General features: G+C 64.4%; 23 protein-coding genes and 1 pseudogene. 15 read left to right on the top strand and 9 right to left on the bottom strand.

What is annotated here, in order from left to right; genetic code table 11:
- Nucleotides 1-20: 20 nt before the first annotated feature.
- From glpD to glpT, 3 genes are all read right to left on the bottom strand, one after another.
- The gene (gene glpD / locus KW821_RS02355; protein WP_218290262.1) at nucleotides 21-1508 is read right to left on the bottom strand and encodes a glycerol-3-phosphate dehydrogenase; all 1488 of its coding nucleotides are present in this window, start codon (nucleotides 1506-1508) and stop codon (nucleotides 21-23) included.
- Nucleotides 1509-1805: 297 nt separating this feature from the next.
- A complete protein-coding gene (locus KW821_RS02350) occupies nucleotides 1806-2564 on the bottom strand; it encodes a DeoR/GlpR family transcriptional regulator (protein ID WP_218290261.1) in 759 nt (252 codons plus the stop codon).
- Nucleotides 2565-2664: 100 nt separating this feature from the next.
- Nucleotides 2665-4023, bottom strand: coding sequence for a glycerol-3-phosphate transporter (gene glpT / locus KW821_RS02345; RefSeq protein ID WP_218290259.1), 1359 nt, complete (start codon nucleotides 4021-4023; stop codon nucleotides 2665-2667).
- 486 nt (nucleotides 4024-4509) lie between these two features.
- Between glpT and KW821_RS02340 the strand changes: the two genes are divergently transcribed.
- Both KW821_RS02340 and glpK read left to right on the top strand, forming a co-directional pair.
- Nucleotides 4510-5358, top strand: coding sequence for an MIP/aquaporin family protein (locus KW821_RS02340; protein WP_042651464.1), 849 nt, complete (start codon nucleotides 4510-4512; stop codon nucleotides 5356-5358).
- Between the two features lie 29 nt (nucleotides 5359-5387).
- Nucleotides 5388-6890, top strand: a complete 1503-nt coding sequence (gene glpK / locus KW821_RS02335) for a glycerol kinase GlpK (RefSeq protein ID WP_042651463.1) — start codon at nucleotides 5388-5390, stop codon at nucleotides 6888-6890.
- A gap of 109 nt (nucleotides 6891-6999) precedes the next feature.
- On the opposite strand, the gene KW821_RS02330 is transcribed toward glpK, so the two are convergent.
- Nucleotides 7000-7902 carry a LysR substrate-binding domain-containing protein gene (locus KW821_RS02330; protein WP_218290258.1) on the bottom strand — a complete coding sequence of 301 codons (903 nt, stop codon included), beginning with the start codon at nucleotides 7900-7902 and terminating at the stop codon, nucleotides 7000-7002.
- 253 nt (nucleotides 7903-8155) lie between these two features.
- Between KW821_RS02330 and KW821_RS02325 the strand changes: the two genes are divergently transcribed.
- The 6 genes from KW821_RS02325 (at nucleotide 8156) to KW821_RS02300 (ending at nucleotide 12270) form a co-directional block, all read left to right on the top strand.
- Nucleotides 8156-8503 carry a GFA family protein gene (locus KW821_RS02325; protein ID WP_218290257.1) on the top strand — a complete coding sequence of 116 codons (348 nt, stop codon included), beginning with the start codon at nucleotides 8156-8158 and terminating at the stop codon, nucleotides 8501-8503.
- Between the two features lie 228 nt (nucleotides 8504-8731).
- Complete coding sequence (locus KW821_RS02320; RefSeq protein ID WP_218290255.1) at nucleotides 8732-9169, top strand: DUF6404 family protein; 438 nt, start codon at nucleotides 8732-8734, stop codon at nucleotides 9167-9169.
- A complete protein-coding gene (locus KW821_RS02315; protein WP_218290254.1) occupies nucleotides 9166-9528 on the top strand; it encodes a VOC family protein in 363 nt (120 codons plus the stop codon). The genes KW821_RS02320 and KW821_RS02315 overlap by 4 nt, the downstream gene beginning before the upstream one ends.
- A 177-nt stretch (nucleotides 9529-9705) precedes the next feature.
- Nucleotides 9706-10002 (top strand): putative quinol monooxygenase, encoded by a 297-nt coding sequence (locus KW821_RS02310; protein ID WP_042651459.1) that lies wholly within the window; start codon nucleotides 9706-9708, stop codon nucleotides 10000-10002.
- 89 nt (nucleotides 10003-10091) lie between these two features.
- Nucleotides 10092-10895 carry a 2,5-didehydrogluconate reductase DkgB gene (gene dkgB, locus KW821_RS02305; RefSeq protein ID WP_218290253.1) on the top strand — a complete coding sequence of 268 codons (804 nt, stop codon included), beginning with the start codon at nucleotides 10092-10094 and terminating at the stop codon, nucleotides 10893-10895.
- Between the two features lie 202 nt (nucleotides 10896-11097).
- Complete coding sequence (locus KW821_RS02300) at nucleotides 11098-12270, top strand: MFS transporter (protein WP_042651457.1); 1173 nt, start codon at nucleotides 11098-11100, stop codon at nucleotides 12268-12270.
- 70 nt (nucleotides 12271-12340) lie between these two features.
- On the opposite strand, the gene cydX is transcribed toward KW821_RS02300, so the two are convergent.
- From cydX to KW821_RS02285, 3 genes and pseudogenes are all read right to left on the bottom strand, one after another.
- Nucleotides 12341-12454 carry a cytochrome bd-I oxidase subunit CydX gene (cydX, locus tag KW821_RS02295; protein WP_025326454.1) on the bottom strand — a complete coding sequence of 38 codons (114 nt, stop codon included), beginning with the start codon at nucleotides 12452-12454 and terminating at the stop codon, nucleotides 12341-12343.
- A 30-nt stretch (nucleotides 12455-12484) separates the two neighbouring features.
- Complete coding sequence (gene cydB / locus KW821_RS02290) at nucleotides 12485-13612, bottom strand: cytochrome d ubiquinol oxidase subunit II (protein WP_218290251.1); 1128 nt, start codon at nucleotides 13610-13612, stop codon at nucleotides 12485-12487.
- Nucleotides 13612-15183 (bottom strand): annotated as a pseudogene (locus tag KW821_RS02285) (cytochrome ubiquinol oxidase subunit I). The gene cydB and the pseudogene KW821_RS02285 overlap by 1 nt, the downstream one beginning before the upstream one ends.
- A gap of 120 nt (nucleotides 15184-15303) precedes the next feature.
- Here KW821_RS02285 and KW821_RS02280 point away from each other — a divergent pair.
- The 5 genes from KW821_RS02280 (at nucleotide 15304) to KW821_RS02260 (ending at nucleotide 19287) form a co-directional block, all read left to right on the top strand.
- Nucleotides 15304-16707, top strand: coding sequence for a PLP-dependent aminotransferase family protein (locus KW821_RS02280; RefSeq protein WP_218290250.1), 1404 nt, complete (start codon nucleotides 15304-15306; stop codon nucleotides 16705-16707).
- 144 nt (nucleotides 16708-16851) lie between these two features.
- The gene (locus KW821_RS02275; RefSeq protein WP_218290248.1) at nucleotides 16852-17628 is read left to right on the top strand and encodes a substrate-binding domain-containing protein; all 777 of its coding nucleotides are present in this window, start codon (nucleotides 16852-16854) and stop codon (nucleotides 17626-17628) included.
- Nucleotides 17629-17643: 15 nt separating this feature from the next.
- Complete coding sequence (locus tag KW821_RS02270; protein WP_218290247.1) at nucleotides 17644-18063, top strand: hypothetical protein; 420 nt, start codon at nucleotides 17644-17646, stop codon at nucleotides 18061-18063.
- A gap of 7 nt (nucleotides 18064-18070) precedes the next feature.
- A complete protein-coding gene (locus KW821_RS02265; protein WP_042651452.1) occupies nucleotides 18071-18589 on the top strand; it encodes an RNA polymerase sigma factor in 519 nt (172 codons plus the stop codon).
- Nucleotides 18574-19287: a hypothetical protein gene (locus tag KW821_RS02260; RefSeq protein ID WP_218290246.1), complete on the top strand. Its 714-nt coding sequence runs from the start codon at nucleotides 18574-18576 to the stop codon at nucleotides 19285-19287. The genes KW821_RS02265 and KW821_RS02260 overlap by 16 nt, the downstream gene beginning before the upstream one ends.
- 101 nt (nucleotides 19288-19388) lie before the next feature.
- Here KW821_RS02260 and KW821_RS02255 read toward each other — a convergent pair whose 3' ends face one another.
- Nucleotides 19389-19847, bottom strand: coding sequence for a GNAT family N-acetyltransferase (locus tag KW821_RS02255; protein WP_218290245.1), 459 nt, complete (start codon nucleotides 19845-19847; stop codon nucleotides 19389-19391).
- 179 nt (nucleotides 19848-20026) lie between these two features.
- Complete coding sequence (locus tag KW821_RS02250) at nucleotides 20027-20665, bottom strand: tellurite resistance TerB family protein (RefSeq protein ID WP_218290243.1); 639 nt, start codon at nucleotides 20663-20665, stop codon at nucleotides 20027-20029.
- A 62-nt stretch (nucleotides 20666-20727) separates the two neighbouring features.
- Here KW821_RS02250 and KW821_RS02245 point away from each other — a divergent pair, with 62 nt between their 5' ends.
- Entirely contained in the window at nucleotides 20728-21576 is an 849-nt protein-coding gene (locus KW821_RS02245) for a DMT family transporter (protein ID WP_218290242.1), read from the top strand.
- A complete protein-coding gene (locus KW821_RS02240) occupies nucleotides 21573-21872 on the top strand; it encodes a hypothetical protein (protein WP_218290241.1) in 300 nt (99 codons plus the stop codon). The genes KW821_RS02245 and KW821_RS02240 overlap by 4 nt, the downstream gene beginning before the upstream one ends.
- The last annotated feature ends 3 nt before the right edge of the window (nucleotides 21873-21875 follow it).

Here is a 21875-nt window from a genome sequence, read left to right as displayed (position 1 = left end):
AGGGACCGCCCGCCCGTCGTTCAGCCCGCCTTGGAGAGGGCGTGGTGCTGATGTTCCAGCCAGGCCAGCAGTTGCTGCTGTTCGGCATCGGAGAGGCGCAGCCCCAGCTTGCTGCGGCGCCACAGGATATCTTCCAGCGAATGGGCCCACTCGCGGTGCATCAGGTAGCGCACCTCCGACTCGTACAGGCCGGCGCCAAAGTGCTGACCGCGCACCTCGTGCAGCCAGAGGCGGGCGTGGCTGCCATAGGCCTCGGCGATGCGGCGGGCGCTGCGCTCGTCCAGCCAGTCGAACTCGAGCAGATAGGCGCGGGCCAGCTCGGCGGTGGTGCAGTCGAACTCGCCGCCCGGCAGCCGGCTGAAGGCGGTCCAGTCCTCCCCCATCTGGCCGAACCAGGGCTTGAGCTTGTTGCAGGCGGCCTGGGCCAGCTTGCGATAGGTGGTGAGCTTGCCGCCAAACACCGACAGCAGCGGCGCGCCATCGGATTCGCCACTGAGTTCGAGCGTGTAGTCGCGGGTCACCGCCTGGGGCGAGTCGGACTCGTCATCGCAGAGCGGGCGCACCCCGGCATAGGTCCAGATCACCTCGGCGGGCGAGATCTGGCGGCTGAAGTGGGCGTTGACCACCTGGCACAGGTAATCCACCTCGGCGGCGCTGATCTTCGCCTCGCGCGGATCGCCCTTGTGCTCCACGTCTGTGGTGCCGATCAGGGAGTAATCCTGCTGGTAGGGGATGACGAAGACGATGCGGTTGTCCTCGTTTTGCAGTATGTAGGCCTCTTCGCGCTCATGAATGCGCGGCACTATGATGTGGCTGCCCTTGATCAGGCGGATGCCGCGCGGGGATTTCTCGTGCAGGCTCTCGTCGTAGAAGGTCTTGACCCAGGGACCGGCCGCATTGACCAGGGCGCGGCAGGTGACACTGAACTGCTCGCCTCCCGCCCGCTCCAGGGTCAGGGTCCAGTGCTTGGAGCCGCGCACCGCCTTGATGCAGCGGGTGCGGGTCTGCACCTCGGCGCCCTTGTCCCGGGCCATCATGGCGTTGAGCACCACCAGCCGGGCGTCATCGACCCAGGCATCCGAGTATTCGAATCCCTTGCCGATGCCGCTCTTCAGCCCATCCTGCGGCAGGAAGCGCACGCCGCAACTGCCCTTGAGCCGGTCGCGCTTGGCCAGGTTGTCGTAGAGGAACAGGCCGGCGCGGATCATCCAGGCCGGGCGCAGGTGCGGGCGGTGTGGCAGGCGAAAACGCATGGGGCGGGCGATGTGGGGCGCCATGCCGAGCAGCACCTCTCGCTCGGCAAGGGCCTCTTTCACCAGCCGGAACTCGTAGTGCTCGAGGTAGCGCAGGCCACCGTGGATCAGCTTGCTGGAGTTGGAGGAGGTGGCAGAGGCGAGATCCTGGGCCTCGAACAACGCCACCTTCAGCCCCCGCCCCGCCGCATCTGCCGCGATGCCGACTCCGTTGATGCCGCCGCCGACGACGACCAGATCATAATGTTCGCTCATGTTCACCTACTTTCTTATTTTGGGTTTGCCAGGCCGGCAATGTTTGATTTCGCTCATATTAGAACATGAAAAAATGATAAACGAACATTTTATGAGGGAAATGTGATCGCGATTGTTCTGACAATGCTAAAAATGCTGCCAATCGGTGACGGAATAGCCAGGAAGGGATGAGGCGCGCACAGGGTGCGAGACAGGGGCGATGCCGGGGTGCGGGTATAGAGGATGGAAACAGGGATAAAGAGGAAAGGAAGCGGCCGCCAGCGTGGCGGCCTGATGCCGGTGCGGGTTAAGGGGTTATCAGCAGATGTGGCACTCGATCTGGTGCTGGGACATCAGCCGCATCAGCTTCTCCGGCGGCTCCTGATCGGTGAACATGGCGTGGATCTGGTTGAGGTTGCCGAGGTTGACCATGGCATTGCGACCGAACTTGGTGTGGTCGGCGGCCAGGAACACCTGGCGGGAGTGGGCGATGATGGCCTGGGCGATCTTCACCTCGTGGTAATCGAAATCGAGCAGGGAGCCGTCGTTGTCGATGCCCGATATGCCGATGACGCCATAGTCCATGCGGAACTGGCCGATGAAGTCACGGGTCGCCTCCCCCACTATGCCGCCATCCCGGTTGCGGATCTCGCCACCAGCGATGATGACGGTGAAGTCATCCTTGGCGGTGAGGATGCTGGCGACGTTGAGGTTGTTGGTGACGATGCGCAGCTCACGGTGATCGAGCAGGGCGCGGGCGATGGCCTCGGTGGTGGTGCCGATGTCGATGAAGAGGGAGGAGCCATCGGGAATGTGGGCGGCCACCTCGCGGGCGATGCGCTCTTTCTCCTTGAGTTGCATCACCTTGCGGGCGCTGTAGGCGGTGTTGACGGTACTCGAATGCAGGGAGGCACCGCCATGATGACGCCGGATCTTGTTCTGCTCGGCGAGATCGTTCAGATCCCGGCGAATGGTCTGGGGGCTGACGTCGAAGTGGGTCACCAGATCGTCGGTCGAGACAAAGCCCTGCCGTGTCAGGACGTCCAGGATCTCCAGATGTCGTTGGGTTTGCTTCACGCTTGCACTCCGGTGATGAGACGAAAAAAGGCCCCGGCAATGCGGGGCCTTTTGGAGTTTACCTTATCCCCTTTGGGATCGATAAGGTCAGGATCACGTTTTATGCCTTATCGGCAGCCGCTTTCTTGGCCGCGACAGCAATGTTCTCGTGCTTTAGGGTCATGGCCAGCAAGATGATGGAGAGCACGCAAGACGCGGTCAGCACCATGAAGCCGCCATCCCAGCCGAAGTGGTCGACTGTGTAGCCCAGCATGGCGTTGGCCGCCACGGCACCACCCAGGTAACCGAACAGCCCGGTGAAACCGGCCGCGGTACCGGCCGCCTTCTTGGGTGCCAGCTCCAGCGCATACAGACCGATCAGCATGACGGGGCCGTAGATCAGGAAACCGATAGCTACCAGTGCCATCATGTCGATGGTCGGGTTGCCAGCCGGGTTGAGCCAGTAAACCAGCACGGCAACGGTCACCAGCACCATGAACAGGATACCGGCCGGGGCGCGGCGACCCTGGAACAGCTTGTCCGAGATCCAGCCGCACAGCAGGGTGCCCGGAATACCGGCCCACTCGTAGAGGAAGTAAGCCCAGGAGGAGCTGTCGACGCTGAAGTCCTTGGCCTCCTTGAGGTAGGTCGGTGCCCAGTCCAGCACCCCGTAACGGATGAGGTAGACGAAGGCGTTGGCGATGGCGATGTACCACAGCAGCTTGTTGTGCAGCACGTACTTGACGAAGATCTCCTTGGCGGAGAACTCCTGCTCATGGCTCTCGTTGTAGTCCTTCGGGTAGTCCTCCTTGTACTCCTCGATGGGAGGCAGGCCGACCGATTGCGGGGTATCGCGCATCACGAAGAAGGCGATCACCGCGATGGCGGCGGCGGCGGCGGCCGGCACATAGAAGGCGCTGCGCCAGTCGTTGAACCAGCCCATACCGAGGATGAACAGCGGACCTATCATGCCGCCGCCCACGTTGTGGGCCACGTTCCAGACTGCGACCACTTCGCCGCGCTCCTTCTGGGACCACCAGTGCACCATGGTGCGACCGCAGGGCGGCCAGCCCATGCCCTGTACCCAGCCGTTCAGGAACAGCAGCACGAACATGATGGCGATGCTGGAGGTGGCCCAGTGCACAGTCCCCATCATGAACATGATGCCGGCCGAGAGCAGCAGGCCGGCGGAGAGGAAATAGCGCGCGTTGGAGCGATCCGACACGTTCCCCATCAGGAACTTGGACAGACCGTAGGCGATGGAGACGCCGGACAGGGCCAGGCCCAGATCACCGCGGGAGAAGCCCTGCTCGATCAGGTAGGGCATCGCTAGACTGAAGTTCTTGCGTACCAGGTAGTAACCGGCGTAGCCGAAGAAGATCCCGAAAAACATCTGCCAACGCATGCGTTTGTAGAAGGGATCGACCTGGTCGGCCGGCAGCCTGTCGATGTGGGGTGCAGGCCTGAAGAGACTAAGCATGTTCTGCTTCCTTATTGTTGTTATGGGCGGTTGAGGGTGCCCTGGTCTTGCCACGACCAGATGAGTCCTGATTCGTAAGCGAGCCTATTGTGCTCATATGTGAACATTCAATCTGTGATGGAGACTCAAATATTGCATATTTATTACAAAATAAATCATGTGATGAGTGATCGCTCATTGGCTTCCATCCCATATATGGCAAGGCATAGGGATACCCCCTAAGTAGTATTTGCGCCAATCACTGTTGCTTTTCGTCACATTTTCTTAGCAATGAGTGGGATCTTGTCCACATTTCCGGTGGCAGGGGGATGGTGAATTCACCCAGAAGGTTTATTTTCTCTCTCGTCCAAGAACGAGCGCAAACGAGCATAACGTTTGCGCCGACTCAAAAAACAAGAAAAACCGTTTTCGGGCGCAATAGATGGGACAAAAAGATAACGAGATGGAACATCAAACCTACTCTGGGTGGATATAAGGAAAAAAGGTATGAGCATACAAAGACCCAATACCCTGCTTGGCGAGTGCATCGCCGAGTTTATCGGAACCGGCCTGCTGATCTTCTTCGGCGTCGGTTGTGTGGCGGCCCTGGTGCTGGCCGGTGCCAACTTCGGACAATGGGAAATCTCCATTACCTGGGGTCTGGGTGTCGCCATCGCCATCTATGTCACCGGCGGCATCTCAGGTGCCCACCTGAACCCGGCCGTGACCCTGGCGCTGATGACCTTCGCCGGCTTTGACAAGCGCAAGGTGGTGCCCTTCATCATCGCCCAGATCGCCGGTGCCTTCTGCTCCGCCGCCCTGGTCTACTTCCTCTACGGCGGCCTGTTCACCCAGTGGGAGCTGACCCACAACGTGGTGCGCGGCAGCGTCGAGAGCCTCGGCACCGCCGGCATCTTCTCCACCTACCCCAACGCCCTGCTCTCCAACATGCAGGCGTTCGCAGTCGAGCTGGTGATCACCGCCGTGCTGATGCTGGGCATCATGGCGCTGGGTGACAACAACAACGGCGCCCCCAAGGGCTTCGCCGCCGCCCTGCTGATCGGCATCCTGATCGCGGTGATCGGCGCCTCCCTCGGCCCCTTGACCGGCTTCGCCATGAACCCGGCCCGTGACTTCGGTCCCAAGCTGTTCGCCTTCGTCGCAGGCTGGGGTGATGTGGCCCTGACCGGCGGCCGTGACAACCCCTACTTCTGGGTGCCCATCCTCGGCCCCATCGTCGGCGCCCAGCTGGGTACCGCCCTCTATGTGAAAGTATTGGCCCCCTGTGTGCCGGGCAACCGTGTTGCCGCCACCCAGGATGCAGCCCAACTCGCTAACGACAAGGCCGCCGCATAAGAGCGGCCCCAAAAAACGTGGAGAACATCATGTCTGCTGAAAAGAAATATGTCGTCGCCCTGGATCAAGGCACCACCTCGTCCCGTGCCATAGTGTTCGATCAGGATGCCAATATAGTCGCGACCTCCCAGCGCGAATTCACCCAGCACTACCCCAAGGCGGGCTGGGTCGAGCACGATCCCATGGAGATCTGGGCGACCCAGTCTTCCGTCTTCACCGAGGTACTGGCCAAGAGCGGCCTGCACAGCGAACAGATCGCCGCCATCGGCATCACCAACCAGCGTGAAACCACCGTGGTGTGGGAGAAGGCCACCGGCAAGCCCATCTACAACGCCATCGTCTGGCAGTGCCGCCGCACCGCCGCCATCTGCGAGGAGCTCAAGGCCCGCGGCCTGGAAGAGTATGTGCGCGACAACACCGGCCTGGTGCTGGATGCCTACTTCTCCGGCACCAAGGTGAAGTGGATCCTCGACAACGTGGAAGGGGCCCGCGAGCAGGCGATGAACGGCGAGCTGCTGTTCGGCACCATCGACACCTGGCTGGTGTGGAAGATGACCAACGGCGAGGTGCACGTCACCGATCCGACCAACGCCTCGCGCACCATGCTCTACAACATCCGCGAGCTGAAGTGGGACCAGAAGATGCTGGACGAGCTGGGCATCCCGCTCTCCATGCTGCCGGAAGTCAAACCCTCCTCCGAGGTGTATGGCTACACCACCCGTGGCGGCGGCGCCCGCATCCCCATCGCCGGCATCGCCGGTGACCAGCAGTCCGCCCTGTTCGGCCAGCTCTGCTTCGAGAAGGGCATGGCCAAGAACACCTATGGCACCGGCTGCTTCCTGCTGATGAACACCGGCACCGAGCCGGTCCGCTCCAACAACGGCCTGCTGACCACGGTCGCCATCGGTCCTAAGGGGGAGGTGAACTATGCCCTCGAGGGAGCCGTGTTCATGGGCGGCGCCACCATCCAGTGGCTGCGCGACGAGCTGAAGATCATTCACGATGCCCGCGACACCGACTACTTCGCCTCCAAGGTGGGTGATACCAACGGCGTCTACCTGGTGCCGGCCTTCGTCGGCCTGGGCGCTCCCTACTGGGATCCGTACGCCCGCGGCACCATGGTCGGCCTGACCCGCGGTGCCAACCGCAACCACATCATCCGCGCCGCGCTGGAGTCCATCGCCTACCAGAGCCGCGATGTGCTCGACGCCATGCAGCAGGACTCCGGCATCAAGCTGGCCTCCCTCAAGGTGGACGGTGGCGCCGTCGCCAACGACTTCCTGATGCAGTTCCAGTCCGACATGATGCACACCCCTGTGGTGCGCCCGACCCGTATCGAGACCACCGCCATGGGCGCCGCCTTCCTGGCCGGTCTGGCGGTCGGCTTCTGGAAGAGCTCGGACGAGCTGCAGGACAAGTTCAGCGTGGATCGCGAGTTCATCCCGCAGATGGATCACGCCGATCGCGACAAGCGCTATCGCGGCTGGCAGAAGGCGGTAGAACGCTCCCGTCGCTGGGCCGAAGAGGATTAATCGGGCAACCCATGCATCCTTGAGATGAAAACGCACGAGGCCGACAGCGATGTCGGCCTCTTTCTATGGTGCTCGTTTGCTATGGCGCGCCTGAGGCCCGCCATCTCCCCTACAGCGAATGGTTGCCGAGCTGCTCTCTCAGGAAGTCGAGCCAGACCCGCAGCCGGATGTCGCGCTGGGCATCGGAGTAGAAGACCCCGTTGATGGGGCGCGAGGCGCCGCTGTTGCTGCGGGCCAGCACCTCCACCAGGGCGCCGCTCGCCCGATCCGGCCCTGTCATGAAGTCCGACAGGCAGACGATCCCCTGCCCTGCCAGTGCCAGCTGGCGCAGGGTCTCGCCGCTGCTGGCCCTCAGGGTCGGGCTGATGGCGAACCTGTCCCCCTGCTCTTCGCTGAGCAGCGGCCAATGATTGAGGTGATCGGGGTGCAGAAAGCCGAGCAGCTCGTGGCCCGCCAGCAGATCCGCCGGTTGGCGCGGGGTGCCCCGCTCGCTCAAGTAAGCAGGAGAGGCCAACAGCCGCAGCCGCGAGCGACCGAGCGGCAGGGCACGCAGGGAGGAATCGGTCAGCTCGCCGATGCGAATGGCCATGTCCACCCGCCGCTCCATCAGGTTGATGAAGCCCTCGGAGCTGTGCAGCTGCAGCTCGATGCCGGGGTAACGGCGGCGAAACTCGCCGATGATGGGCACCAGCCGGTGCAGGATGAAGGGGGTGGCGGCGTCAACGCGCAGTATCCCCTCCGGCTGCTCCCGGCGCATCAGCAAATGGCTCTCCGCCTCGCTCATCTCGGTCAGCACCTTCACCGCCCGCTGATAGAACCAGCTCCCCTCTTCGGTCAGACTGACCCGCCGGGTGGTGCGGTTGAGCAGCACTGTGGAGAGCTTCTCCTCCAGCCGCTTGATGCCGCGGCTCACCACGGAGTTGTCCATTCCCAGATTCTCCGCCGCCTGGCGAAAACTGCCCGCCTCCACCACGGCCACGAACAGGGTCAATTCATCGGAATGGGTCTTCATTGTTGTTATCTCAGCAAGAGTAATGCGTCTTTATAGTCATTATGGCGGTGAGTTGGCAAGCCAAATGACCCGCATCGACTCGCCGGCTGGCGCGCTAGCCCGGGCCCCGACAAGCCGCCGGCGCAGACTGGCTATACTGAGTCGGCTCGCGCATCCCGTCTGAATGCGCGTGGAGGACAATGACTGAGGGCCATCCGCAGAGGGCCGGTTCGCCGCCTGCCGGGGCTCACAACAACCAACGAGGAGTCCGGTGATGAAATACAAGGGAAGCTGCCACTGCGGCAGGGTGGCATTTGAAGTCGAAGGGGAGCTGACCCAGGCCCTGGCCTGCAACTGCTCCATCTGCCAGCGCAAGGGATCCCTGCTGTGGATCATGCCCCACGACAGGCTGCACCTGCTGACCCCGGACGAGGCGGCCAGCACCTACACCTTCAACAAGCACGTGGTCAAACACCGCTTCTGTCCGCGCTGCGGCATGCACCCCTATGGAGAGGGAGTAGATCCCAAGGGCAACCACATAGTCGCCATCAATATCCGCTGCCTGGAGGGGATAGACCCCGACTCGGTGCCGGTGCACCACTACGATGGCCGGGCCCTGTGACCGGGCGTTGAGCCAAGCCATTCGCGCGCCGGGGCGGCTCAGCCCTGGCGTGCGATAAGCTCCTCCTTTCCGCCACTACCTCTCCCCCCAGACTTTTCCAATCCCTGGTGCCATTGCTGTGATCCGGCGCTAACACTCCCGCCGACAACAAGGCTACAATCGGCGCCCACATAAGGATGTTGAGCAGGCGTCTTATCACCAGCCCTGCTGTCACACGAAGGAAGCACAATGTCATTTGAACATCGCCTGTACGCCGCCCATCAAGAGCTGGCCAGCAAGGGCGTGAAGGAGATCAACTACAACCCGCCCCTGTGCCAGTTGCTGCGCAAATTCGGCTGGCAACTGAAACCGCCCCACTATGAGCGCTTTATGGTCAACCTGATCGCCATGGGGCTACCGGTGGGCATCATCTGGGGTCTGTTGATGTGGTTCTTCGGCCGGGAATATGAGGTGAGCTTGGAATATGCCCTGCGTCAGGCCAGCGTCTTCACCCTCTGTTTCGGTCTGCTGATGGCTATCCTCTTTTGGGTGCGCCGCCGGCAGCTCAAGCTGACGCCCTGGGAGCAATTACCCGGCTCCACGCCACGGACCCAGAAGCGCTGGCAACTCAGGCAACCAACGACCAGTCACGCATTACCCATCGACAAACCAGGGAGCCAGCCATGACCAAGGCCCATGAAAAACTGAACTATGTGGAGTTTGCGGCCAGGGATCTGACGGCTACCAAGGCCTTCTTCCAGGCCGCCTTCGGCTGGCAGTTTGTCGACTATGGCCCCGACTATGCGGCCTTTGCCGATGAGGGGCTGGATGGCGGCTTCTACCGTGCGGATCTGTGCAGTCACAGCGCGCAGGGCGGCGCCCTGCTGGTGTTCTACAGCGCCGATATCGAGGCGACCCAGGCCAGGGTCAGCCAGCATGGCGGCACCCTCAACCGCCCGCTGTTTGATTTTCCCGGTGGCCGCCGCTTTCACTTTGTCGAACCCAGCGGCAATGAGTTTGCGGTCTGGTCGGAAGCGGCCGCCTGATGGCGAGGGGTGGGCGCCCCAGCCCATCCAGCTATCTGCTTTCCTCTGGATTGCTACCCGCCGGTCTCTTTTCTCTCCCTATTGCTGCGCTCATCTCAATAGTGTTTTGCGAGAGCGGCTATGTTTCGCCCCCCTCGCCGCAGGCATACTGACCCTCGTCTTAGCAAGGAGGTGCAGATGCCATCCCCCCTGATCGTGATTGCCCAGCTCGAAGCCAGACCCGAATACGGTGCCCAGTTCCGGGCCGCCCTGACGCCGCTGATAGCGGCCACCCTGCAGGAGCCTGGCTGCCTCACCTATCAGCTGCATCAGAGCCTGGACAACGCCCACGGCTGGCTGCTTTATGAGCTGTGGGAGAGCGAAGAGGCGCTGCTCGCCCACCAGCGTCAGCCCCATTTTCTCGCCTTTGTGGCCGAGGCCGAGCCCTGGTTTGCCAACAGCAGCATCCGTCGCTACCACAGCCTGCCGGCCTGACGCCCCGCGGCGGCGCGCCAATACTATTTACACTCCCCCCTTCACCAGTGAAGGGCCGGGAACCGTTGAGAACACCATTAAGGAACATGATGATGAAAATGCCTGCCATGGGTCTGGGCACCTTCCGCCTGAAAGCCGAGCCTCTGCTCGCCACCCTGAATACCGGCCTGGAGCTCGGCTATCGCCACATCGATACCGCCCAGATCTACGACAACGAGTCCGAAGTGGGCGAGGTGCTGGCCACGACCGCTGTGCCCCGCGGCGATATCTACCTGACCACCAAGGTGTGGACCAGCGAATTTGGTCAGGGCAAGCTCATTCCCAGCCTCAAGACCAGCCTGGAGAAGCTGCGCACCGACTATCTGGATCTCGCGCTCATCCACTGGCCCTCCCCCAAGGATGAGGTGCCGATGGCGGTCTATCTGGAGCAGCTGGCCGAGGCGAAGGCCCAGGGCCTGACCCGGGAGATCGGGGTCTCCAACTTCACCGTGGCCCAGCTCAAACAGGCCATCGAGATCCTGGGGCCGGGCGCCATCGCCCACCAGCAGGTGGAGATCCATCCCCTGCTGCAAAACCGCAAGGTGGTGGAGTTCTGCCAGGATCAGGGCATCGCCCTCACCGCCTACATGCCGCTGGCCTATGGCAAGGTGCTGAGCGAGCCGCTGCTGATGGAGATCGGCAAGCGCCACGGCGTCTCGGCGGCCCAGGTGTCGCTGGCCTGGCTGCTGGCCCAGGACATGACGGTGATCCCGAGCTCCACCAAGCGGGAAAACCAGGCCGCCAACCTGGCCGCCCTCAAGGTGCGGCTCAGCCCGGAGGAGATGGCACAGATCGCCGGCCTGGACCGCGGCGAGCGCTGCGCCAACCCGGACTTCGCCCCCGCCTGGGACTAAGCCTGCCGCGGCGCCTTAGCCCGACCGATACCCCAAGCCCACCCTCAGGTGGGCTTGTCATTTTCTGCGCCCCCCACCACCAGCCCCGCGATTAATGCTCGTCCAGCAAAAGTCTTTTGATGTCATCGTCATTTTTGCCAACAAACAAGCTCGGCATACTGCCGCCATTCTCCCGTCGGGAGTCACAGTCCAAGGAGTTTGTATGCCACTGGCGTTGTTTGCCCTCACCCTGAGTGCCTTTGCGATCGGCACCACCGAATTTGTGATAGTGGGGCTCATTCCCACCATCGCCGAGCAGCTGCATGTCTCGCTGCCCTCCGCCGGCTTGCTGGTCAGCCTCTATGCCCTCGGCGTCGCCATAGGCGCGCCGCTGCTGACGGCGCTGACCGGCAAGCTGCCGCGCAAGTGGCTGCTGGTGGGGCTGATGGCGCTGTTCACCCTCGGCAACCTGCTGGCCTGGCAGGCCCCCGGCTACAACAGCCTGATCGTCGCCCGGGTGCTGACCGGCCTGGCCCACGGGGTCTTCTTCTCGGTGGGTAGCACCATCGCCACCGGCCTGGTGGCCAAGGAGAAGGCGGCCAGCGCCATCGCCATCATGTTCAGCGGCCTCACCGTCGCCCTGGTCACCGGCGTGCCGCTTGGCACCTGGATTGGTCAGCAGTTCGGCTGGCGCGAGACCTTCCTGGTGGTGAGCCTGCTGGGCCTGATCGCCATGGTCGGCAGCCTGCTGCTGATCCCGAACAACCTGCCCAAGGGCGCCGCCTCCACTATCCGCGAGCAGCTCTCGGTGCTGACCCACAAGCCGCTGCTGCTGGTCTATGCCAAGACCGCGCTGGGTTACGGTGGCGCCTTCACGGCCTTCACCTTCCTCGCCCCCATCCTGCAACAGGTGAGCGGCTTCGGGGCCAACGCGGTCAGCCTGATCCTGCTGGTGTACGGGGTATCGGTGGCGGTCGGCAACATCTGGGGCGGCAAGCTGGCGGACAAGATGGGCCCGCTGCCCGCGCTGAAACTGATGTTTGCCGGGCTGGCGATCATCTTGCTGATGCTCACCTTCACCGCGCCCCATCCGGTGCTGGCGGTGCTGACCGTGCTGGTGTGGGGCGCCTTCGCGTTCGGCAATGTGCCGGGTCTGCAGGTGCTGGTGGTGAAACAGGCAGAGATCCACACCCCCAACGCGGTGGATGTGGCCTCCGGCCTCAACATCGCCGCCTTCAACGTCGGCATAGCGCTCGGCTCAGTGGTCGGTGGTTTAGTGGTGGAGCACCTTGGGCTGATGCACACCCCCTGGATCGGCGCACTGATCGTGCTGCTGGCCTACGGCCTGACCCATGTCAGCGAGCGGCGCGAGGCCAGGCTGGCCCTGGCGGTCTGATCCCTGGCAGATTAAAAAAGGCCGACACCCAGTGTCGGCCTTGTTGTTTGCCCGATCCGCAATAACGGGATCAGGGCTCCTTGAGATCCTCGTCCGCCGCCCAGCGCGCCTCCAGCCAGAGCAGGTTGACCAGGCCGCAGAGCAGGGCAAACCCGAGCCCCAATATCCAGGTGAAATACCACATAGTCGAAGTCTCCCTTCGGTAGAAAGCGGGTTAGTAGAGGCTATGGCCGTGCTGGCGTACCTGCTCGGTGCTCATCTTGCCCCGCACCACCCGGTAGACCCAGAGGGTGTAGCCGATGTTGATGGGCATCAGCACGCCGACTATCCCCAGCATGATGAAGAGGGTCCGCTCGCTGGAGGTGCCGTCCCACAGGGTCAGGCTGCTGGACGGATCCAGCGACGAGGGCAGCACGAAGGGGAACAGGGCGATGGCGATGGTCAGCATCATGGCGGCGCAGGCGCCACCGCTGGCGAGGATGGCCAGCCGCGGCTTGCCCAGCATGCTGGCCAGGGTGCTCACCAGGGGCAGCAGCAGGCCCAAGGCGGGCATGGCCCAGAGCCAGGGCTGCGCCACGAAGTTGCCAAACCAGCCATTCGGCGCCGTCGTGACCTGCTTCATCAGCGGGGTGAGGGCAGCGTTGAGATCGCCGATCGACTCTATCTGGTAGCCCCCCATCTGGCTGAGCCAGACGCCGCCGAGGGCAAACAGGCCGCTGGCCAGGGGGCCGAGCCAGAGGCTCTGGCGGGCACAGCGCTGCGCTATCACCCCCTGGGTCTTGCACTGCAGGAAGCTGGCGCCGTGCAGCATCAGCAGGGCCAGCGCCGTACCCATGCAGGTCAACAGCAGCGGCCAGTGGAACAGGAAGGCGCCGTAGTGGATGCGCAGGGCCGAGTCGAAGCGAAACGGCAGCCCCTGCAGCAGGAAGCCCAGCGTCGCGCCGAACACCAGGGTCGGCAGCAGGGCGCCGGTCACCAGGGCCCTGTCCCACCAGCGGCGCCACTGTGTGGAGGCCAGCTTGCTGCGATAGTCGAAGCCGACCGGGCGCAGGAAGAGGCCGAACAGCAGGAACATGAAGGGCACGTAGAGCGCCGAGAAGGCGGCGGCATATACCAGCGGCCAGGCGGCGAACAGGGCGCCGGCCCCGGCGATGAGCCACACCTGGTTGCCCTCCCACACCGGACCCACGCTGTTGAGCAGCACCCGCCGCTCCTCATCGGTCTTGCCGACGATGGGCAGCAGCAGGCCCACCCCCAGATCGAAGCCATCCATCACCACGAAGCCGATGAGCATGAACAGCACCAGCCCCCACCAGACCAATTTCAGGGTTTCATAATCCATCAGATGGGACTCCCGCTTTGCAACACTTCACCTTGATAACGACCCGTCTGCAGGCTGGCGGGCCCTTTGCGGATCACATGACGCAACAAGAACAGCTCCACTACCAGCAGCGTGCTGTAGATGAGGAAGATGGCGATGAGGCTGAACCAGAGTTGGCCCGGCTGCAGCAGGGAGACCGAGGCCGACACCGGCAGCACGTCGCTGATGGTCCAGGGCTGGCGGCCGAACTCGGCCACGAACCAGCCCGCCTCGATGGCGATCCAGGGCAGGGGTATGCTCCAGAACAGCGCCTTAAGCAGGCGGGTCGATTGCACCAGCTTGCCCCGGCACAGTTGCAGGAAGGCGGCGCCAAACAACAGCAACAGCACCACGCCTATGCCCACCATCAGCCGGAAGCTCCAGAACAGCGGCGCCACCTGGGGGATGGAGTCCGCCACCGCCCGGGCGATGGCCGCCTCGTCCGCCTTGCCGATCTCCTTGGCGTAGGGGGTGAGCAGCAGGCCATAACCGAGATCGGCGCGGTGGCGCTCGAAGGTGGCGCGGGCCTCGGCGTTGCCGCCGTCCGCCCGCATGGCCTCGAGCGCGTCGTGGGCCAGCATGCCGCTGCGGATGCGCACCTCGTGCTGCGCCTTGAGATCCTTGAGGCCCGTCACCTACTCATCCAGGGAGCGGGTGGCGATGATGCCCATCAGGTAGGGAATTTTGATGGCCGCGTGGGTGGTCTCGGCACCCTGATCCGGCAGGCCGAACAGGGTGAAGGCGGCCGGCGCGGGCTCGGTCTCCCACTCCGCCTCGATGGCGGCGAGCTTGACCTTCTGCACCTCCCCCGAGCGGTAGCCCGACTCGTCCCCCAGCACTATGACCGAGAGGATGGCGGCGAGACCAAAGCCCGAGGCGATGGCGAAGGATCGCAGGGCGAAGCGCACCTCCATGCGGCGCAGCAGATACCAGCTGCTCACCCCCATCACGAACAGGGAGGCCGCCACATAACCCGCCGCCACGGTGTGCACGAACTTGACCTGGGCCACCGGGTTGAACAGCACGGCGGCCACGTCGGTCAGCTCCATGCGCATCGTCATGGGATTGAACTCGGCGCCGACCGGGTTCTGCATCCAGCCGTTGGCGATGAGGATCCAGAGCGCGGAGAGGTTGGAGCCGAGCGCCACCAGCGCGGTCACCAGCAGGTGCTGGCCGCGGGAGAGCTTGTCCCAGCCGAAGAAGAAGAGCCCCACCAGGGTGGACTCGAGGAAGAAGGCCATCAGCCCCTCCACCGCCAGCGGGGTGCCGAAGATGTCGCCGACGTAGTGGGAGTAGTAGGCCCAGTTGGTACCGAACTGGAACTCCAGGGTGATCCCCGTGGTGACCCCCATGACGAAGTTGATGCCGAACAACTTGCCCCAGAAGCGGGTGATGTCCTGATAGATCACCTTGCCGGTCATCACGTAGGCCGACTCGGCGATCACCAGGATCCAGGACAACCCCAGGGTGAGGGGCACAAACAGAAAGTGGAACATCGCCGTCGCCCCGAACTGTATTCGGGACAGGCTGACCACATCATCCAGGCTTATCATGCATGACTCTCTATGTTGCATTTAACAGACAGGTTTTCGCCCGTTAAGTACAACACGCCCTATGACACCTATAACAGATGCAGTTATAGTGAAATACACCTATAACAGTTAGGGCGCACCATGTCCCGTTACGGCCAGCTGGCAGCCTTGCTGCAACAGCAGATAGAGAACGGCCTCTGGCAACCGGGGGAGCGCATCCCCTCCATCCGCCAGAGCTGCAAGACCCACACACTCAGCCCCATGACGGTGCTGCAGGCCTATCAGCTGCTGGAGAGCCGCGGCCTGATCCTGGCCAGGCCCCAGTCCGGCTACTACGTCAAGGCCGCCACCTCCCCGCTGCGGGCCAGCGTTCCCCAGCAGGCGCACTACACCGGCTCGGTGGACATCAACGATCTGGTGTTCGAGGTGCTGCAGGCGAGCAAGTCCCGCGAGCTGGTGCCGCTCGGCATGGCGGTGGCGGATCCCGCGCTCTTCCCCCATCCCCAGCTCGGCCGGGCGCTGGCCGGCTGCATGCGCCGTCTCGACCCCTTCAGCACGGTGGCCGACCTGCCCCCCGGCAACGAGGCGCTGCGCCGCGCCATCGCCCAGCGTTACGCTGGCGACGGGCTGGCGGTCGACCCCCAAGAGATCATCATCACCACCGGCGCCATGGAGGCGCTCTCCCTGAGCTTGCAGGTGCTGACCGAGCCGGGGGACTGGGTGGTGGTGGAATCCCCCACCTTCTACGGCGCCCTGCAGGCCATAGAGCGGCTCAAGCTCAACGTGGTGGAGATCCCGGTGATCCCCGGGGTCGGCATCGATCTCGCCCTGCTGGCCGAGGCGCTCGCCCAGCGCCCCATCAAGGCGTGCTGGCTGATGGGCAACGTCCAGCACCCCCTCGGCCACACCATGCCCGATGGGCACAAGCAGGGGCTGATGCAGTTGCTCAACCGCCATGAGGTGCCGCTGGTGGAGGACGACGTCTACGCCGAGCTCTATTTTGGCCGCGAGCGCCCCAGGCCCATCAAGCATTGGGACGCCCGGGGCGACAGCCTGCTGTGCGGCTCCTGGACCAAGTGTCTGGCGCCGGGCTTTCGGGTCGGCTGGGTGGTGGCAGGGCCCCATGCCGAGCGCATCCAGCGGCTGCAGCTGATGTCGACCCTGTCGACCAATGTGCCGAGCCAGCTGGCGCTGGCCGACATGCTGCGCCAGGGCGGGGTGGATGCCCACTTTCGCCGCCTGCGCCATACCCTGGCCCAGCGCCAGCAGCAGATGCGGGCGGCCCTGCTGCGCCTCTTCCCGGATGAGGTGCGCATCTCGACCCCGGACGGCGGCTACTTCCTCTGGCTGGAGTTTGACCCGACAGTGGACAGCCGATCCCTGCATGCCCAGGCGCTGGCCTGCGGCTTCTCGCTCGCACCCGGGGCCCTGTTCTCGAGCCAGGGCCAGTACAACCACTGCCTGCGCCTGAACAGCTCCCACCCCTGGAGCCCGGCGCTGGAGGCGGCCCTGACCCGGCTGGCGGCGCTGATCCACCGGCAATAGGCCCGCCAGCCCTGACCTCTCGGGCTGACATTCTCCTCTCCGCCGAGGCGTCCCCCTGGCGCCTCGGCAGATTTATTTTCCGACCACTGCATCCAATTGCCTCCCTGCTTCGTCTCTCTGATGACCCTCAATCAAGGAGAGATGATGAAACCACAATTCCCCTGGCTGCTGCTCTGTTCGGTCTGCCTGCCGCTGCAGGCGGTCCCCGCCTCCCATCAGGCCGCTGACGGCACCCTTCGCCTCTATGGCCCGGGCGGGCCGGACAGCGCCCTCAAGCGGGCGGCCCACGCCTTCCAGCAGGAGACCGGGATCCGGGTCGAGGTCACCGCCGGCCCCGAGGCGAACTGGCGTGACAAGGCTATCCTGAACGCCGATCTGATCTTCGCCGGCGCCGAGCAGTCCATGTCCGCCTTTCTCGAACGCTACCCCTTCCTCGATCGCCAGAGCGCCCACTCCTACTACCTGAGGCGCAGCGTCATCGCCGTGCAGAAAGGCAATCCGGCCGGGATCACCGGCATCGAGGACTTGATCAACCGCCCCCTCAAGGTGGTCGTGACCGAGGGGCTGGGCAGCTACAACACCTCGGGCACCGGGCTCTGGGAGGACGTCGCGGGGCGCAAGGGCAAGCTGGCGGATGTGCAGAAGCTGCGACGCAACATCGTCGCCTTCGAGCAGGGCAGCGGCGCCAGCTTCCGGGCCTTCACCGGCCAGCAGGCCGATGCCTGGATCACCTGGGTGCACTGGCCCCTGAACCACCAGGACAAGGCCGATTTCGTCGAGATCGAGCCCGAGCGGCGCATCTATCGCGGCCTGCTCATCGCCAGGGCCGAGGGAGCCGATACCAGCACCCAGGCCTTCATCAACTTCATCAACAGCCCCAAGGGCGAGCCGTTCTTCACCCAGGATGGCTGGACTCGTTAACCCAAGGAGATACCCATGAAAAACACCCTCATCGCCCTCGCGCTGCTGCCGCTCGGTTCACTCTGGGCCATGGAGATCCAGCCGATCCCCAGCGCCGAGCAGCTGCCCGTCGCCCGGATAACCGAGCACGGCAAGGCCTATCTGGTCGATCCCCTGGGCTTTAGCCTCTACCGCTTCGACAAGGATTCCCAAGGAAAATCCACATGTTATGCTGAGTGCGCGCAGAATTGGCCCCCGATCCTCGCTAGTGAAAAAGAGGTCAAGGCGGGACTGGGCAAGGCGGCCGACGCCGGCTTTGCGCTGCTCCAGCGACAGGACGGGCAATACCAGTGGAGCTACCGTGGTCATCCTCTCTATCGCTGGGTCAAGGACTCGGCCCCCGGCCAGAGCAGCGGGGATGGCGTGAAGAATGTCTGGCACCGCGTCCAGCTATGAGGTCTGAGTGAATATCGACAGCCAACAACTCACCCACCTGCTGGCGCGCTGCCGGCTCAGGGACAAGCGATCGTTTGAAGCCCTCTACCAGCTGACGGGCCAACCGCTGTACGGCATGCTCTATGGCCTGCTCAAGGACAAGCAGTGGGCCGCGGACATACTGCAGGAGGGCTTTCTGAAGATCTGGCATGGCCAGAGTGCCTATCCCGTCGACTATCCCTGGGCCTGGCTCTGCCAGTGCATGCGCAACCTGGCCATCGATGCCTTGCGCACCCGGGCCCGTCAGGGGGAAGTGCCATGGGATGAGGGGGCCGAGGGCCATACCGAGGGGGCACATGCCCCCTCTTTCGCCCTCGATCGCTGTCTCGCGCAGCTCTGCGCCGACAAGCGCAACGCCATAGTGCTGGCCTACCGGCACGGCCTGAGCCATCAGGAGATAGTCACTCACACCCAAAGCCCGCTCGGCACCGTCAAGTCCTGGATCCGGCGCGGGCTGGAGGAGCTCAAGCAATGCCTGACCCAATGACCCCCCGTCGCTATCGGGATCCGGCGCTGCGCGAGCGGCTCGCCGGCGAATATGTGCTGGGGACCCTGAGCCCGCGGGTGCAGGCCCGGCTGACCAGCCTGATGGCGCGGGATCCCGACTGGTGGCAGTGGGTCGAACAGTGGCAACGACACCTGGATCCCCTGCTGCGCGGCGGCGACAGCGCCCCGCCCCTGCCCCGCCAACTCTGGCGCCGCATCGAGCAAGGTATCTCTCCCTCACCCAGACCCAGACGGCTGTGGTGGCCGCTGGCCATGGCCGCCTCCCTGCTGCTGGGGCTCTGGCTGCAGCCGCTGCTCCCCTGGCAGTCCCCCACCGTCATCGAGCCGGTGCGCTATCTGGCCATGATGTCCTCGGCCCAGGAGGAGGCCCCCTTCGTGCTGGTGGCCTATCAGGGCAAGCAGCCGGGTCAGTCCAGCATCCGCCTGCAGCAGAACCAGGCGAGCCCGCTCGCCCTGCCCGCCGATGCCATGCTCTGGATGCGGGACAAGGGCTCCAAGGCCCTGGTGCCGCTCGCCCCGCTGAGGGAGGTCATGGGCGGTCGCTTCCTGACCCCGGGGGAGTGGCAGCAGCTCAAGGCGAGCAGCGAGCTGCTGGTGATGAGCGGCGAGAAGGGCAGCGAGCGCCTGCTCTATCGCGGTCACTGCATCGAGCTCGGCCCCTGGCCGGCGCAGAGTTAGACTACTGGGGCGGTACCCGCCCCCGGCAGCTCTGAGTGCAAGCCTCCCAGGATAACAACAAGGCCCCGTGTTGGGGCCTTGTTGGTCGGAAGAGACCCGGCTTATCGGGCGTAGATCTCGGACTGTCGTTTAAAGCCGAGGGACTCGTAGAGCGACTTGGCCCTGTCGTTGAATGACATCACCTCCAGCCTGATCTGCGTCGCATCCCGGGCCCTGGCCCAGTCGTCGCAATGGGCGATCAGCGCCTTGCCGATGCCGCGGGATCTGTGACCTTCATCCACCACCACTGAGCCGATGCGGCAGATGGGCAGCCTGGTGAGGAAGGGGATGGATTCATTGATGTCGATCCTGGCGCTCAGAAAACCCAGCACCCGATCCTCTGCCACCGCCACGCAGAACAGCCGCCCCTCGGCCGCGATGGCGTCGAGCAAGAAGCCTCTCTCCGCCGCCGAGGGGGGACAAAACACCTCGGGGGCCTGCGCGAAGTGGATCAGCCCTATTTGCCGATTCAGCTCCATGATGGCGTCAATATCCTGCTCGCCTGCCTTGCGTATCTCCACTGCCTGCTCCTTGCCTTGTCGCGTCCCTGTTGGGTCAAACTGCCCTCTCACCCTGGGGTGAGAGGGCCCATCATAGTGGGAGGATCACAGGATAAGAAGGGGGTCGCGGCTAAAACATGGCTCAAATGAGCAACAAAAATGACCACGGCCCCAGGTCGGCACGCTAGTGCAAGCGCGGGTTACAGCGCCGCTACCTGCCGCTCTATGCTCCCCTTGAGGCTGTCATCGAGCTTGAGGGCCCGCGCCAGCTCATCCAGATAGCCGCGCTCCATGAAGTGATCCACGTCGATGGCGAGCAGGGAGGCGAGGTAGACCTCGGTGGCCTGCTCCATGTCGGTCACTTCCCGCGCCAGCGCCTGGGGATCGAGGGGGCGAGCCAGCTCGGCGTCGATCCAGCGCGCCGCGTCGCGCTGGCCCTGCTCGGTCAGGTACTGCTGGATCTTCTGGCGCTCGCTGTCGTCGATGTGGCCGTCGGCCCGGGCGGCCGCCACCATGGCCCGCACCAGCAGGGTGGCGCGGGCATCCAGCGCCTGGCCCTGCAGGGTGTCGAGGGGCTGGCTGGGTTGTGCGGCCCCGCCCTGCTGGGCCTGCCAATCCTGATAGAGCTTGTAGGCCAGCCCGCCGAGGGCCGCCGCTCCGCCCACCGCCGCCACCTTGCCGCCATATTTGCGCATCTTCTTGTTGCCCAGCAGCAAGGCCATGGCCCCGGCCGCTAGGCCGCCCTGCGCCACGCCCTTCATCTGCGCCTTGCGGCTGTCGCCGCCGTCGTTGAGCCAGCCCTTGCCAGCTCCCATCAATTGCTCCAGCATCTGTTTCATGAGACCTCCTCTTTGCATGGGTTTCCATGCTGGTCCGCGCCCACTGAACTCAAGGTGAATGGATGCCACTGCCCCGCCTGCTGCTGCTGACCCTGCTGACGCTGACCGCGTTCGCCGCCAACTCGGTGCTCTGCCGCCTGGCCCTGTTCGAGGAGCGGATGGATCCGGCCCTGTTCACCCTGCTACGGCTGACCAGCGGCGCCCTGATGCTGCTCCTGCTGTGCCGGGTCCGTCAGCAGTCGCCGCGCCAGGGGGACTGGGGCGGCGCCCTCGCCCTCATCGCCTACGCCGCCCTGTTCTCCTTCGCCTACCTCACCCTGACCGCGGGCACCGGCGCCCTGCTGCTGTTTGCCGCCGTCCAGCTCAGCATGCTGGCGCCCCCCCTGCTGCGCGGGGAGCCCCTGCCACGGCGCCAGTGGGTCGGCCTGCTGCTCGCCATGGCGGGGCTGGTGCTGCTGGTACTGCCCGGCATCCGGGCGCCGGATCCCCTGGGGGCCGCCATGATGATCAGCGCCGGCATCGCCTGGGCCTGCTACACCCTGCGGGCCTCGCGCTTTGGCGATCCCATCGCCGCCAATGCCGGTCACTTCCTGCGCGCCAGCCTGCCCGCGGCCCTGCTCTACCTGCTGCTGGGCCGGCTCGAGGCCAGCCCGGCCGCCATCGGCTACGCCCTGACCTCGGGCGCCCTCGCCTCCGGCCTGGGCTATGCGCTCTGGTATCTGGTGCTGCCCCAGCTGGGGCGCACCCTGGCCGCCAGCGTGCAGCTGCTGGTGCCCCTGCTCGCGGCCATGGCCGGGCTCATCTGGTTGGATGAGTCCTGGTCGCTGCGGTTGTTATTGTCATCACTGGGCATTCTGGGCGGCATTGCCCTGGTCATCTCGGGACGCCCCCCTTCAGGAGACAAACCATGAAGATCGCCATACTGCTGCTCGGCTGCAGCCTCTCCACCGGCCTGCTGGCCGCCATCGAAGACAGGGAGGCCCAGCAGGCCAAGCTGGATGTCGCCTGCCAGCAGGCCCAGCAACAACTGATCGGGCAGGGCAAGCAAGAGCGCGTCGACGGCTGCATCGAGGAGGGTGGCAAGGCGGCCAAGTGCCAGCAGGAGTTTGCCAGCTTCGGCCAGCGTGAGGGCAACAAGCGCCCCGATTTTTCCACCGTGCCCGCCTGTCAGCAGGCCGAGGCCTATCGCAAGAGTTATCGGCAATGAGCC

The organism is Aeromonas sp. sif2416 (genome assembly GCF_019218665.1).
Lineage (GTDB): Bacteria > Pseudomonadota > Gammaproteobacteria > Enterobacterales > Aeromonadaceae > Aeromonas > Aeromonas encheleia.
This window is presented reverse-complemented; position numbering and strand designations above follow the sequence as displayed.

Coding starts and splice junctions, on each gene's coding strand:
- KW821_RS02275 (WP_218290248.1), top strand. CDS start 16,852: ATGAAACCACAATTCCCCTGGCTGCTGCTCTGTTCGGTCTGCCTGCCG.
- KW821_RS02240 (WP_218290241.1), top strand. CDS start 21,573: ATGAAGATCGCCATACTGCTGCTCGGCTGCAGCCTCTCCACCGGCCTG.
- KW821_RS02280 (WP_218290250.1), top strand. CDS start 15,304: ATGTCCCGTTACGGCCAGCTGGCAGCCTTGCTGCAACAGCAGATAGAG.
- KW821_RS02250 (WP_218290243.1), bottom strand. CDS start 20,665: ATGAAACAGATGCTGGAGCAATTGATGGGAGCTGGCAAGGGCTGGCTC.
- cydB (WP_218290251.1), bottom strand. CDS start 13,612: ATGGATTATGAAACCCTGAAATTGGTCTGGTGGGGGCTGGTGCTGTTC.
- KW821_RS02315 (WP_218290254.1), top strand. CDS start 9,166: ATGACCAAGGCCCATGAAAAACTGAACTATGTGGAGTTTGCGGCCAGG.
- dkgB (WP_218290253.1), top strand. CDS start 10,092: ATGATGAAAATGCCTGCCATGGGTCTGGGCACCTTCCGCCTGAAAGCC.
- KW821_RS02320 (WP_218290255.1), top strand. CDS start 8,732: ATGTCATTTGAACATCGCCTGTACGCCGCCCATCAAGAGCTGGCCAGC.
- glpD (WP_218290262.1), bottom strand. CDS start 1,508: ATGAGCGAACATTATGATCTGGTCGTCGTCGGCGGCGGCATCAACGGA.
- KW821_RS02330 (WP_218290258.1), bottom strand. CDS start 7,902: ATGAAGACCCATTCCGATGAATTGACCCTGTTCGTGGCCGTGGTGGAG.
- KW821_RS02300 (WP_042651457.1), top strand. CDS start 11,098: ATGCCACTGGCGTTGTTTGCCCTCACCCTGAGTGCCTTTGCGATCGGC.
- glpT (WP_218290259.1), bottom strand. CDS start 4,023: ATGCTTAGTCTCTTCAGGCCTGCACCCCACATCGACAGGCTGCCGGCC.
- KW821_RS02245 (WP_218290242.1), top strand. CDS start 20,728: ATGCCACTGCCCCGCCTGCTGCTGCTGACCCTGCTGACGCTGACCGCG.
- KW821_RS02270 (WP_218290247.1), top strand. CDS start 17,644: ATGAAAAACACCCTCATCGCCCTCGCGCTGCTGCCGCTCGGTTCACTC.
- KW821_RS02340 (WP_042651464.1), top strand. CDS start 4,510: ATGAGCATACAAAGACCCAATACCCTGCTTGGCGAGTGCATCGCCGAG.
- KW821_RS02260 (WP_218290246.1), top strand. CDS start 18,574: ATGCCTGACCCAATGACCCCCCGTCGCTATCGGGATCCGGCGCTGCGC.
- glpK (WP_042651463.1), top strand. CDS start 5,388: ATGTCTGCTGAAAAGAAATATGTCGTCGCCCTGGATCAAGGCACCACC.
- KW821_RS02310 (WP_042651459.1), top strand. CDS start 9,706: ATGCCATCCCCCCTGATCGTGATTGCCCAGCTCGAAGCCAGACCCGAA.
- KW821_RS02325 (WP_218290257.1), top strand. CDS start 8,156: ATGAAATACAAGGGAAGCTGCCACTGCGGCAGGGTGGCATTTGAAGTC.
- cydX (WP_025326454.1), bottom strand. CDS start 12,454: ATGTGGTATTTCACCTGGATATTGGGGCTCGGGTTTGCCCTGCTCTGC.